Here is a 13,160-nt window from a genome sequence, read left to right on the forward strand (position 1 = left end):
CGTCAGGTGCAGCACCCGGGCGTTGCGCGGCAAGTCAGACCATGGTCGCGCGAAATGGTTGCCTGGCCGTTACACTGTGGCATTTGTTAAAGGGGGCCGCTTTGCGCCCCTTCGCGGGCTTGCCCGCTCCCACAGGTTAGGCGCCGGCCGCAAGAGCAACACTTTCCTGTGGGAGCGGGCAAGCCCGCGAAGGGGCGCATAGCGGCCCCAAGCCTCATGGAATGCAAATGCCCCGACTCTCTGCCGACTGGCGCCACCGCCCCACCCACCACAAGGTCTGGGCGCTGGCCGCGCCGATGATCCTGTCCAACATCTCCGTGCCGCTGGTGGCGCTGGTCGACAGCACGGTCATCGGCCACCTCCCACACGCCCACCAGCTGGGCGCCGTGGCCGTGGGCGCCACCTTGTTCACCTTCATGGTCGGCCTGATGGGCTTCCTGCGCATGGGCTCCACCGGCTTCGCCGCCCAGGCCGCCGGCCGTGGCGACGGCGCGGCGTTGCGCCAGGTGTTGGTACAAGGGCTGTTGCTGGCGGTGGGCTTCGCCGTGTTGATCGGCCTGCTGGCCCTGCCGTTCAGCCAGCTGGCACTGCATGCGATGCAACCCAGCGCAGCCCTGCAGCAATCCACCGAAGACTTCTTCCACACGCGCCTGCTGGGCCTGCCCGCAGCACTGGCCAGCTACGCGCTGGTTGGCTGGTTTCTGGGCACTCAAAATGCGCGAGCACCGTTGGCCATCCTGCTGACGACCAACCTGCTGAACATCGTCCTGAACCTGTGGTTCGTCCTGGGGCTGGATTGGGGGGTACTGGGTTCGGCGCGGGCATCGGTGATTGCCGAGTGGAGTGCCGCCCTGCTTGGCCTGGCCCTGACCCGCCCGGCCCTGCGGGGTTACCCGGGGCATGTGGTGTGGGCAGCGCTGAAACGCTGGCAGGCCTGGCGGCCGTTGCTGGCGGTCAACCGCGACATCTTCCTGCGTAGCCTGGCACTGCAACTGGTGTTCCTGCTGATTACCGTGCAGGGCGCGCGCCTGGGTGAGGCCACCGTGGCGGCCAACGCCCTGCTGCTCAACGGCCTGCTGCTGACCGCCTACGCCCTCGACGGGCTGGCGCATGCGGTGGAGGCACTGTGCGGCCATGCCATCGGCGCCCGTGATCGCGACACCCTGCGCCGCTCGCTGGTGGTGGCCTGTGGCTGGTCGCTGATCACCAGCCTGGGGTTTGCCGGGTTGTTCCTGCTGGGTGGGCACTTGTTCATCGACTTGCAGACCGACATCGACAGTGTGCGAGCGGCGGCTTATCCGTATTTGCCCTACCTGGCGGTGCTGCCGTTGATTGCGGTGTGGAGTTACTTGCTGGATGGGTTGTTCATCGGCGCGACGCGGGCGCGGGAGATGCGCAATGCGATGTTGGTGTCGGTGCTGATTGCACTGCCGGTGGCGGTGGGCATGAGCGGGTTTGGCAACCATGGGTTGTGGTTGGCGTTTCTTGGGTTCATGGGGTTGCGGGCGGTGACGTTGGCGTGGGTGGGGTGGCGGTTAGAGCAGAAAGGTAAGTGGTTTGAGTGATGCTGGACGGGTACGTCGTGGGAGTTGCGGCGCCTTTGAGATCGAGCGCCGCCCGCGCGGCGCATCGCGAGCTGCGCTCGCTCCTACGTTTGTTTCGGGCCAATTATTCCTGCGGGATTTGCGCGCGAACGCCTTGGCGCATGTCGCGATATCGCGTCGTACATACAAGGCGGTCGCGCGCGCCTGCCACGGCATGACTGGCCCGAAACAAACGTAGGAGCGAGCGCAGCTCGCGATGCGCCGCGCGGGCGGCGCTCGATCGACTAGGCGCTACAACACTCAAGACGACAGGTACGAAGACCGGGTCAGCCCAAGGCGCAAGGCATCCAGGAACTGGGTCCGCTCACGCGCGGTGATCTTGGCGCTGGCCACCTTGTCGCGGTAGTGGGTCATCAACTCCTCCGGCGACAGGTGCACGTAGCGCAGCATGTCTTCGATGGTGTCGTGGGTCTCGATACCGGCGTGGTACACGCTGCCGTCGGCGTTCTGGTAGATGTTCACCGAGTCGGTGTCACCGAACAGGTTGTGCATGTCACCCAGGATTTCCTGGTAGGCACCGACCAGGAACACGCCCAGCAGGTAGTCCTCGCCGTCCTTGAGCGCATGCACCGGCATGCTGGTCTCGATGCTCTGCTCGTCGACGTACTGGTTGATCTTGCCGTCCGAGTCGCAGGTCAGGTCTTGCAGTACCGCGCGGCGCAGCGGTTCTTCGTCCAGGCGGTGCAGCGGGATGATCGGCAGCACCTGGCCAATGGCCCAGGTGTCCGGCAGGCTCTGGAACACCGAGAAGTTGCAGATGTACTTGTCGGCCAGCTTGTCGTTCAGCTCGTCCAGCACCTGGCGGTGCGAACGCTGGCGGGCCTTCAGCGAATTGTGCAGGCGGCGGCACACGGCAAAGTAGCACTGCTCGGCCAAGGCCTTTTCGCTCAGGCTGATCTTGCCATCGGCATACTGTGCGGCCACGTCACCCATGTAGTGGGTGGCGCGCCAGTAGGTCTCGGTCACCATCTCGATGTCGGTCGGGCCAAGCAGGTCGGCCAGCCACTGCACGGTCTCGGGCAGGGCTTCCTTGTTCTCGATGGTCGGTACGTCGTCGTTGTGCTTCTCGACGTCGGTGACCTGGATCACCAGCATGGCGTGGTGCGCCGTCAGCGAGCGGCCACTCTCGGAGAAGATGTGCGGGTGCGGCAGGCCCTGCGCGTCGCAGAACTCCTTGAGCATGCCCACCACCACGCCGGCGTAGTCGTCCATGTCGTAGTTGATCGAGCTGGCATTGCGCGAGTGGGTGCCGTCGTAGTCCACGCCCAGGCCACCGCCAACGTCGATGTGGTCGACTGGCAGGCCCAGCGCACGCAGTTCGCCGTAGTAACGGATGGCTTCCTTGAACCCATGCTGGTAGTCCGCCAGGTTGGCGATCTGCGAGCCCATGTGGAAGTGCAGCAGGCGGATACCCTGGTCCAGGCCGGCATCGCGGAAGCGCTGCACCACCGAGATCAGCTGGGCAGCAGACAACCCGAACTTGGACTTCTCGCCACCGGTATCGGCCCATTTGCTGGAAGCCAGCGACGACAGGCGCACGCGCAGGCCGACCTGCGGCCTCACCTTGAGCTCGGCGGCCTCGTCGATCACCAGGGCCACTTCCGACTCTTTCTCGATGACGATGAACACGTTGTGGCCAAGCTTCTGGCCCATCAGCGCCAGGCGAATGAACTCACGGTCCTTGTAGCCGTTGCAGACGATGGTGCCGCCCTTCGGCGCCAGCGCCAGCACGGCCAGCAGCTCCGGTTTGGAGCCGGCTTCGAGGCCGATGGAAACGTTTTGCGTGGCGATGATGTTTTCCACCACCGCTTCCTGCTGGTTGACCTTGATCGGGTACAGCGCGGTGTACTGGCTCTGGTACTCCAGGCGCGCGATGTTGGCATCGAATGCACCGGTCAGCTGGCGTACGCGGTCTTGCAGAATGTCGGGGAAGCGCACCAACAAGGGCAGCGACAGGCCGCTCTGGCGCAGTTCGTCAACCTGTTCGTACAGGTCGATCGGCGCGCTGTCGGGGCCGTTGGGGCGCACTTCGACGCGCCCCGCTTCATTGATGGCGAAATAACCAGCGCCCCAATGGCGGATGCCGTAAACACTGCGGCTATCGGCCACGGTCCATTGGCTACCATCGTCTTTGCGTGTGCGTCGTACGGACATTCAAGTCCCCTATAGATAAGTCGAAGACACTGCCCCGCAGGCAGCGGAGCGAGTGTAAAAGCTGAAAATGACGATTCATCCGTGCTCAGGCATAGACCCTGACCACAGGAACGAGTTTAGAAAGCGCTGGGCAAAAAATCGCGCGATGGCCTCAGCCGCCAGACTTTTTCGCCTTGAAACCCTGTTTGGTCAGCTCGCCGATCAACAGCTCGACATGGTCGCCCTGGATCTCGATAACCCCGTCCTTCAGGGCACCGCCGGTACCGCAGCGGCGCTTGAGCGTGGTCGCCAGCTCTTTGAGCTGGTCGGGCGGCAGCGGCACGCCGGTGACGGTAGTCACGGTCTTGCCGCCACGGCCTTTGCTCTCGCGGCGCACACGGGCAACGCCGTCGCCTTCGGGGATGATTTGCTGCTTGCAGATGCAGGCATCCACCGGCTGGCCACAGTCGGGGCAGTGCCGACCGGCATCGGTGGAGTAAACGAGACCGCCAAGGGCGGAAAAGGAAGAAGCTTTCTTGGCCACTTTTGTTCCTCTGTGCTGAGGACAAAAACTGGTCGTGCCTTGGGGTAGAGGCCGACCGCGAAGCCCCACTCTGGCAGGGGCGGCGCTACTGCCGCAAGATCCTGCGACAGCCCGAAAAGGGCGCGCAGTGTAACGATAAATCCGGCTGTTGCTAAGTACAGGATTGCGGCATTTTGCGAATGTTTTGCGACTTCAAGACCTGCCGGCGCCCGCGCTGGTGCAAACTACCGCTCCTTGCCCAGGAGACAGGCCAGTGACGATACCTGAAATCAGCGCGTTCATTGCCACATGGCCCAAGTTGCGCGTAGCGCAAGCGGCCCCCTGGCAGGTAACCCTGGCCTGCGAGCGACAGGTCCTGGCACTGATGGAGCACCTCGAAGCAGGGTATCGGCGCGAGGGCGATTGCGCCATACACGAAACGGCCATCGTCGAGCCTGGTGCAGTACTGAAAGGGCCGATCATCATCGGCCCACAGGCTTTCGTGGCTGCGGGCGCCTACCTGCGCGGCGGGGTATACATCGGTGCCAACTGCATTGTCGGGCCAGGTTGTGAGGTGAAAAGCAGCTTCATGCTCGACTCCAGCAAGTTGGCACACTTCAACTTCGTCGGCGATTCGCTGATCGGCGAGAACGTCAACATCGAAGCCGGGGCAATCATCGCCAACTACCGAAATGAACTGGACGGGGCAATCATCAGGATTCGCCATGGGCAGGCAGTCATCGACACGGGGGCACGCAAGTTCGGTGCATTGATAGGCGATGGCTGCAAAATCGGTGCGAACGCAGTCATTGCACCGGGTGCGTTACTCCAGCCAGGTACCCGCGTGCCGCGCCTTGGGCTGGTCGACCAGTTTGCCTACGACTGACTGGCCTTGTAACGCTGCAACGCCACCAGCGAGTCCGGGCAGTAGGGTTTTGTCAGGCTTTCTGCCTCTGCCTGTTCCAACCCGATGAAGCGCGCCTCGATCACCTCTTCTGGCTGCAAACGCAAAGGCGCGTCCGACACCGCCGAATACACTGCACACCACAGGCGGTTGTCGGGCTGGTCAAAGTAGAACCGCTCGTGAAAGCGCAATTCGACGCCTTCGATTCCCAGCTCTTCGGCCAGCTCACGGGCAGCGGAGTCGGCATACGCCTCCCCTGCCGACACCATGCCGCCAGCGGCCACATCCCAGTAACCGGGGTACAGCGCCTTGCTCAAGGTACGCCGATGCACGCACAGCTCACCGGCACTGTTGAACAACAGGATGAACGTGCAACGCCCGATCAGGCGTCGCTCACGCAGCTCGGCCCGGGGCAGCGCCCCGAGTACCTGGTCAGCTTCGTCCACCCAGCTGACCAGTTCGCGGTCGGAAGCCGCCCGGTGGGCGGCCTCGTTTGGGCTGATGGCCATTCTCAACCCTGCGACAGCAGCTGACGCAGGTCGATGACCGCGGCGTTGGCCCGGGAAATGTAGTTGGCCATGACCAGCGAGTGGTTGGCCCACATGCCGAAGCCACTGCCGTTAAGTACCATCGGGCTCCACAGCGGCTCTTGCGAGGCTTCCAGCTCACGGATGATCTGGCGCACGCTGACCGTGGCGTTCTTCTTCGCCAGCACATCGGCAAAGTCCACCTCGATGGCGCGCAGCAGGTGCGACAACGCCCACGCCTGCCCACGGGCTTCGTAGAACACGTTGTCGATCTGCAGCCACGGGGTTTCTACCAACTCTTCGTCCACTTGCGGCGCCTGGCCGGCAACCACCGACTCGGTCTTCAGCGTGGTGTTGAGCTTGACCCGGCCAACACTGGCCGACAGGCGCTGCGACAGCGAGCCCAGGCGGGTGGCCACGTCACCCAGCCAGTTGTTCAGGTTGTCGGCACGGGTGTAGAAGATCGCACCCTTGTCGCCAGCCGCCAGGCGGGTCTGGTAGCGGGCCAGCGACTTGATGCCCTCTTCGAACTCCGACTCGCTCGATGGCAGGATCCAGCTCTTGTTGTCGAAGTTGAAGCGCGGCTCGGCCTTGGCCAGGTCGGCGTCTTCGGTGGACTGCGACTGCGAGCGGGCGAAGTCCTTGCGCAAGGCGCGGGACAGGTCGCGTACCTGGACCAGCACGCCGTATTCCCAGCTCGGCATGTTGTCCATCCACAGCCCTGGCGGGAAGCGGTCGTTGGAGATGTAGCCGCCCGGCTTGTTCAACAAGGTGCCGGCCACGGTCTTGAGGGTTTCGATGGTGGTATAGCCCACCACCATCTGCTGACCACCCCGCTCAGCGGCAGCCTGGGCATTCTGCTGCACCGGGAACAGCTCCGGCTCCTGGCTCCAGTACCAGCCCAGGCCGATGCACACCAGCAGGTACAACCCGATCAGGGTCCCCAGGGCACGGCTCCACAGGCCGCCAAGGTAGCTACGGGCGGCAGCGCCGCGTCCATCGACACGCTCACGGGGCTCGGCTTTGGCCTCGCGGTTTTTCCAGTCCAGCATGGCTTTGTCCTTAATCAGTCACGACGGTTAGGGGCTTTGACCACAGGCCTGCGCCAGGGTGCCACGGCAAGCCCGCGTGGCAGCACTATAAAGCAGACACCACCGTACGCATAAGCGACCAATCAGTCAGTAACTGAATATTCGTTCCGGCCGCTTTGTTGATACAGGGCAGTCACGTATTTGCAAAGAGCTGCTAGCATAGAGCCATCATTGCCCCTGCACATCCCAACCTATAAGTAGCCAGGACATGAGCCAAGCAGTCGAGCCGAGCCCGCAGTGCCCCGCCCAACAGCTGACGCGTAGCGGCCTGCGCAAGGACGACCCGCTCGCCCCGCTGCTGTTGCCCCTGCGCAGGCCGGTGTACATCCTGCTGCAGGATCACGAGCGTGCCCAGCGCCTGGCCCAGCAACTGGAGTTCTTTGGCCTGGTGGTGCAAGCGCTGCCCAGCGCAGCGGCGTTTCTCGCCTCGATCAGCGAATACCCGCCTTCGGCCATCATCATGGATGTCGACTTCACCGGCGCCGGCCTGGGCTTGCACCTGGCCGCCCAGGTGCAACGGGGGCTGACGCAAACCATTCCGCTGTTGTTCTTCAGCCACCACGAGGCGGACACCCCCACCCGCCTTGCCGCCGTGCGCGCCGGTGGCCAGGACTTTCTCACCGGCAGCCTGGAGGCTTCCAGCCTGCTGGAAAAAGTCGAACTGCTGACCAACGCCACACCGCACGACCCGCTGCGCGTGCTGATCATCGACGACTCGCGCACCCAGGCCCTGCACACCGAGCGCGTACTGGGCAGCGCCGGCATGGTCACCCGCAGCCTGACCGACCCGATCCGCACCATGGCCGAGCTTGCCGACTTCCAGCCCGACCTGATCATCCTCGACCTGTACATGCCTGCCTGCACCGGCCCGGAACTGGCCAAGGTGATCCGCCACAGCGACCGCTATGTGAGCGTGCCGATCATCTACCTGTCGGCCGAGGACGACCTGGACAAGCAGCTGGATGCCATGAGCGAAGGCGGCGACGACTTCTTGACCAAGCCGTTTCGCTCACGCCACCTGATCACCACCGTGCGCAACCGCGCAGCCCGCGCCCGGCACCTGAAGGCGCGCATGGTGCGCGACAGCCTGACCGGGCTGTACAACCACACCCACATCCTGCAACTGCTGGAAGACTGCAGCTTCCGCGCCCGCCGCGAACAGCAGCCGTTGAGCTTTGCCATGCTCGACATCGACCACTTCAAGAAAATCAACGACCGCCACGGCCACCCCATGGGCGACCGGGTGATCAAGAGCCTTGCGCTGTTCCTCAAGCAACGCCTGCGCAAGACCGATTTCATTGGCCGTTATGGCGGTGAAGAGTTCGCCATCGTCATGCCCAATACCGCACTGGACGCGGCGCACAAGGTGCTGGACGAGATTCGCCGGCGCTTCGCCGAGATTCTCTACCCGGCGCAGCCGCGGGATTTGCAGTGCACCTTCAGTGCCGGGGTGGTGCAACTGGATGACGTGCTGGATGCCCTGACCATGGCCAGTGCGGCGGACGAGGCGCTGTACCGGGCCAAGCATGCGGGGCGTAATTGCGTGGTTCGTGTGGAACCTTGAGTAATTTATAGGCTGTACCGGCCTCTTCGCAGCACAAGGCTGCTCCTACAGGGAGCGCGTGGTCTGTAGGAGCAGCCTTGTGCTGCGAAGAGGCCGGCACAGGCAAAACAGATAGAGGCACTGTGCCACTTTTTTCTGGCGCCAAGCCCCTGTCGTCATCACCCCGTCACAAAATCGCAATAACTTCAGGCGCCTACCTCTCCCCTGCGCAGGAAGTTCGCGGCTATGCGCCTGAAGTGGCTGACCAATTTCAACACCCTGTTGCTGGTAACGGTGTGTCTCGCCCTGGGCGCCACCCTGTGGTGGTCGCAGCGTGCCCTGGAGCGCCCCTACCAGATGATGGAGCGCTACCTGGGCCTGTCTCAGCAGTTCCAGAACCAGGCAGCTCGCAATATCCAGGCTTACCTGGGCAGCGGCGATGCCTTGCGCCATGCCGCCGCCATGGAGGCCAACCAGCAGTTGCAGGCCACCCTGAGCGAGTGGCCCACTGAACTGGCCGGCAAACTGCGCCCCAGCCTCGACAGCCTGCAAGCCTTTACCGCCAACGAACTGCTGGCCGCGGGTAAGCTGGCCGGCGATCCGCAAGCCCTGCTGCTGCAGGCCGAGCGGGAACTGGGGGCCAACTTCGAACAACTGGCCGGCTACGCCCGCGACAGCGGCAGCGCCGATGCCAACCGCTACCTGTTGCCGTTGCTCGACGCCAGCGTGCACCTCGGCCGCCTGTCGCTGGCAAGGGACAAACTGGTCAGCAGCGGCCGCCCGGAGCTGGCCGACGAAGTGGAGCGTGAACTGCAACTGATCCGCACCCAGGCGCAGACCATCGACAACTTGCCGTTGCTGGGCGTGACCCGCGCAGCCGAATCCGGTGCCGACGACTTCGCCGCCATGATGGGCCTGGAAACCCAGGCCAGCGCCCAGCAGGAAGACATTGCGGTGGGCCTGAAGCGTGAACTGCAAAGCCTGCTCAGCCGCTACCCGGCCGAACTGCAACGCACCCGCGAACAGATCGAACGCCGGGTCGCCCTGGCCGCCAGCACCCATCAGCGCCTGGAGGCGGTGCAGCAAGCCATCGCCGCGCTGGAACCCGAAGTACGCGGCGAGCATGCGAAGATCGCCGCCGAGGTGCGCATCATCCAGGGCCTGATGATCGGCCTGATACTGCTGATCGCCCTGCTGATCGACACCTTGCAGCGCCGCCTTACCCGCACCCTCACCGGCCTGGCCCCCGCCTTGTCACGTTGGGCCGAGGGCGACTTCGCCCAGGCTATCTCCCTGGGCAAGACCAACCGCGAACTGCATGACATCCAGGAGTCGCTCAACCGCCTGCGCCAGTACCTGGTGGAACTGGTGGGCACCATTCGCCACAACGCCGAGCAGGTGGCTGGCAGCAGCCACGCTTTGGCCGGCATGAGCGCCGCCCTGCACGACGGCGCCGAGCGCCAGGCCGGCGATACCGGGCAGATCCGCGATGCGTTGGGCGAGCTGGAAGCGACCATTCAGCAAGTGGCGGGGGATGCCAGTGCCGCCGCCGATGCCAGCCGCGATGCCGGGCGTGCCGTGGAACAGGGCCAGGCGGTGATTGGCCAGAGCCTGTCGGGCTTGCGCGAGCTGGTCGATGAAGTGCAAGGCAATGCCCGCATGATCGAGCAATTGGCGGAAGAGTCGGCGACCATCGGCGGGGTGTTGACGGTGATCCGCTCCATTGCCGAGCAGACCAACCTGCTGGCGCTGAACGCCGCGATCGAAGCCGCCCGCGCCGGTGAAATGGGCCGTGGCTTTGCCGTGGTGGCCGATGAAGTGCGTTCGCTGGCGCAGCGCACCACGGGGGCTACCGGCGAGATTCAGGCACTGATCGACCGCTTGCAGCAAGCCGCGAAAAGTTCGGTGGCAGGGATGCGTGCGCAGCTTGAGCATGCCGAGGCCACGGCCAACCAGGCCCAGGCGGCGGATGGCGCGCTGGACGAGATTGTCTGTGCCATCCGCACCATTGCCGACACCGCGGTGCGCATTGCCGATGTCACGGCGCAGCAGAGTGGCGCGGTGAGTGAAATTCGTGACCACAGCGAGCGGATTCATGAGCTGGGCGAGGACAATTTGCAGCGCATTGGTGAGGGGCGCGAGCAAGGCGAGCAGTTGCTGGGGCTGGGCGGTGAGCTGAACCGGGCGGTGCGGGCGTTCAGGGTTTGAGCTGGCCTGTACCGGCCTCTTCGCGGGTAAACCCGCTCCCACAGGGATAGCACAGCCTTCGAAGGCGGCGGCGTACCTGTGGGAGCGGGTTTACCCGCGAAGAGGCCGGCACAGGTTACGCATCTACCCGTGGCCCCAACCCGCACCAACTCCGCTATCATGCCCGGCACGTTCCACCTCGCGAGTCCGCCATGCGCCGCCTGTTTTTCCTGCTGTTCCTGCTGCTGGCCAGCCCTGCCTTCGCCACGGGCCTGCTCGACAACCGCCCCAGCGCCACCCTCGGCGCCGCTTCGCTGGCCAACAACGCCGACTTCCTGCCGGTACACGAAGCCTTCAAGCCCAGCCTGGTCCAGGCCGACGCGCAAACCCTCAAGCTGCGCTTCGTCGCCACCGAGGGCTACTACCTCTACCGCCACCGCTTCCAGTTCCGCACCGAGCCGGCCGACATTGCCCTGGGCACGCCGAACATCCCCAAGGGCGAGGCCAAGCACGATGAGTTCTTTGGCGACGTGGAGGTTTACCACGGCGTGCTCGACATCGAACTGCCGCGCACCGACCCGCGTGCCTTCACCCTGCTGGTGGGCTACCAGGGCTGTGCCGACAAAGGCCTGTGCTACCCACCGGAAACCGCACGCCTGAGCATCGATGGCGAAGGCGGCGCCAACGCCCCCGCAACCGCCGAACACGGCTGGAACTGGAAATCGCTGCTGTTGTTCTTCCTCGCCGGGGTCGGCCTGACCTTTACCCCGTGCGTACTGCCGATGCTGCCGATCCTGTCTGGCGTAGTGCTGCGCGGCCAGGTCGGTGGCCTGCGCGGGCTGTCGCTGTCGCTGGCCTATGTGCTGCCGATGGCGGCCAGTTTCGCGGCGCTCGGCGCGCTGATGGGCCTGTTCGGCGCCGGCCTGAACCTGCAGGCGCGCCTGCAATCGGCCTGGGTGCTGGTACCCTTCGCGCTGTTTTTCGTACTGTTCGCCCTGGCCATGTTCGGCCTGTTCGAGCTGAAGCTGCCGCAGGCCCTGAGTAACCGCCTGGACAAGGTTGCCAACCGTACCAAAGGCGGGTCACTGCTGGGCGCTGCCGTGCTGGGCGTACTGTCCAGCCTGCTGGTTTCGCCGTGTGTGTCGGCACCACTGGCAGGCGCTCTGCTGTATATCAGCGCCAGCGGCGATGCCTTGGGCGGCGCACTCAAGCTGTTTGCCCTGGGCCTGGGCATGGGTGCCCCCTTGTTGCTGGTGGCCACCGGTGGCGCGGCCTGGCTGCCGAAAAGCGGCCCGTGGATGAACACGGTGAAAAACGCCATCGGCGTACTGCTGCTGGGCCTGGCCATTGGCTTGCTCAGCCGCGTGCTGCCGGGCCCGGTCACCTTGCTGCTGGTGGGTTTCCTCGCCGCTGGCGTGGCCCTGTTCCTCGGCGCCCTGGAGTTCGTGGTCAAGACCGCACCCCAGCGCCTGGCCCAACTGCTCGGCCTGGCCTTGCTGGTGTACGCCCTGGCCTGCTGGTACGGCGCCCTGAGCGGCCAGGGCGACCCGCTTCGCCCACTGCCCGTTGCAACACTGGCGGTCACCGGAACAGGCCAGGCGGCACAGGCGGATGCCTGGCAGACCCTCACCACCCCCACCGCACTGGACGCTGCACTGGCCCAGGCCAAGGCGGCCGGCCAGCCAGTGCTGCTGGACTGGTACGCCGACTGGTGCATCAGTTGCAAGGTGATCGAGCATGAAGTGCTCAACGCGCCGCAGGTGCAAACACAGCTGGCCGGCTTCAAGCTGCTGCGTTTCGACATCACCGAGAGCAATGCCGAGCAACGCAAACTGCTTGATCGCTACCAACTGTTCGGCCCACCCGCCCTGCTGTTCTTTGCCGCGAACGGCGGCGAAATTACCGCTGATCGGGTGATTGGCGAGATAAACGCCGGTGATTTTGCGCAAATTCTGACACGCGTGCGCGGCAAAGTCGGTCTATAACTTCCCGCGTGCCGGGAAAAATCCTGAAATAGGTGACCAGATTTAATTATTTGGTCACATACTTCGCGCGAATCTCGGACATCGTGCTGGCTATTGCCGGGAACTGGACACTTGCCGTCGCTTTACGGCACACTCGCCGCGCTGTGTCGAATTGCCCTACAAATCCAAGGAATCCGCAGATGGCAACGCTACTGGTGCTCCACGGCCCAAACCTCAACCTGCTCGGTACTCGCGAGCCAGGCCATTACGGCGCCGTGACCCTGGCCCAGATCAACCAGGACCTGGAGCAACGTGCCCGCGCCGCGGGCCACCATCTGCTGTACCTGCAGAGCAACGCCGAATACGAACTGATCGACCGCATTCACGCCGCACGCAACGAGGGTGTGGACTTCATCCTGATCAATCCGGCTGCTTTCACCCACACAAGCGTCGCATTACGTGACGCATTGCTTGCGGTGAGCATCCCATTCATCGAAGTGCACCTGTCCAACGTGCACAAACGCGAACCGTTCCGTCACCACTCCTACTTTTCCGATGTTGCCGTAGGGGTGATCTGCGGCCTGGGCGCCAGCGGTTATCGCCTGGCCCTGGAGTCCGCGCTGGAACAACTGGCTGCCAACGCACAGCCCAAATGATGAAAACCCTGGCCTAAGTGGGCCGGGG

At 64.3% G+C, this 13,160-nt stretch carries 10 protein-coding genes; 6 read left to right on the plus strand and 4 right to left on the minus strand.

Translation table 11 applies throughout. The features are described 5' to 3' along the window. Positions 1–227: 227 nt before the first annotated feature. Positions 228–1,565 (plus strand): MATE family efflux transporter, encoded by a 1,338-nt coding sequence (locus ABOC32_RS00180; RefSeq protein WP_426809776.1) that lies wholly within the window; start codon positions 228–230, stop codon positions 1,563–1,565. Positions 1,566–1,844: 279 nt separating this feature from the next. Here ABOC32_RS00180 and speA read toward each other — a convergent pair whose 3' ends face one another. Then, positions 1,845–3,758 carry an arginine decarboxylase gene (gene speA, locus ABOC32_RS00185; protein WP_426809777.1) on the minus strand — a complete coding sequence of 638 codons (1,914 nt, stop codon included), beginning with the start codon at positions 3,756–3,758 and terminating at the stop codon, positions 1,845–1,847. Between the two features lie 151 nt (positions 3,759–3,909). Beyond that, positions 3,910–4,281 carry a translation initiation factor Sui1 gene (locus tag ABOC32_RS00190; RefSeq protein WP_426809778.1) on the minus strand — a complete coding sequence of 124 codons (372 nt, stop codon included), beginning with the start codon at positions 4,279–4,281 and terminating at the stop codon, positions 3,910–3,912. Between the two features lie 253 nt (positions 4,282–4,534). Between ABOC32_RS00190 and ABOC32_RS00195 the strand changes: the two genes are divergently transcribed. Beyond that, positions 4,535–5,146 carry a transferase gene (locus tag ABOC32_RS00195; protein ID WP_426809779.1) on the plus strand — a complete coding sequence of 204 codons (612 nt, stop codon included), beginning with the start codon at positions 4,535–4,537 and terminating at the stop codon, positions 5,144–5,146. Here the strand turns inward: ABOC32_RS00195 and ABOC32_RS00200 are convergent. Both ABOC32_RS00200 and ABOC32_RS00205 read right to left on the minus strand, forming a co-directional pair. After that, positions 5,137–5,673, minus strand: a complete 537-nt coding sequence (locus ABOC32_RS00200; RefSeq protein WP_426809780.1) for an NUDIX hydrolase — start codon at positions 5,671–5,673, stop codon at positions 5,137–5,139. The genes ABOC32_RS00195 and ABOC32_RS00200 overlap by 10 nt on opposite strands. Positions 5,674–5,675: 2 nt before the next feature. After that, positions 5,676–6,743: a DUF2333 family protein gene (locus ABOC32_RS00205; RefSeq protein WP_234229274.1), complete on the minus strand. Its 1,068-nt coding sequence runs from the start codon at positions 6,741–6,743 to the stop codon at positions 5,676–5,678. A gap of 247 nt (positions 6,744–6,990) precedes the next feature. On the opposite strand from ABOC32_RS00205, the gene ABOC32_RS00210 reads away from it, so the two are divergent. The 4 genes from ABOC32_RS00210 to aroQ all read left to right on the plus strand — a co-directional run bounded on the left by ABOC32_RS00210 (position 6,991) and on the right by aroQ (position 13,132). Beyond that, positions 6,991–8,346 (plus strand): diguanylate cyclase, encoded by a 1,356-nt coding sequence (locus ABOC32_RS00210; protein ID WP_426809781.1) that lies wholly within the window; start codon positions 6,991–6,993, stop codon positions 8,344–8,346. 441 nt (positions 8,347–8,787) lie between these two features. Beyond that, entirely contained in the window at positions 8,788–10,533 is a 1,746-nt protein-coding gene (locus ABOC32_RS00215) for a methyl-accepting chemotaxis protein (RefSeq protein WP_426811551.1), read from the plus strand. A gap of 191 nt (positions 10,534–10,724) precedes the next feature. Continuing rightward, positions 10,725–12,497 (plus strand): protein-disulfide reductase DsbD, encoded by a 1,773-nt coding sequence (locus ABOC32_RS00220; protein WP_426809782.1) that lies wholly within the window; start codon positions 10,725–10,727, stop codon positions 12,495–12,497. A 179-nt stretch (positions 12,498–12,676) separates the two neighbouring features. Next, a complete protein-coding gene (gene aroQ, locus ABOC32_RS00225) occupies positions 12,677–13,132 on the plus strand; it encodes a type II 3-dehydroquinate dehydratase (protein ID WP_010951834.1) in 456 nt (151 codons plus the stop codon). The last annotated feature ends 28 nt before the right edge of the window (positions 13,133–13,160 follow it).

Source organism: Pseudomonas sp. WOUb67 (assembly GCF_050058005.1).
In the GTDB taxonomy this organism is placed as follows: Bacteria; Pseudomonadota; Gammaproteobacteria; order Pseudomonadales; family Pseudomonadaceae; genus Aquipseudomonas; species Aquipseudomonas putida_R.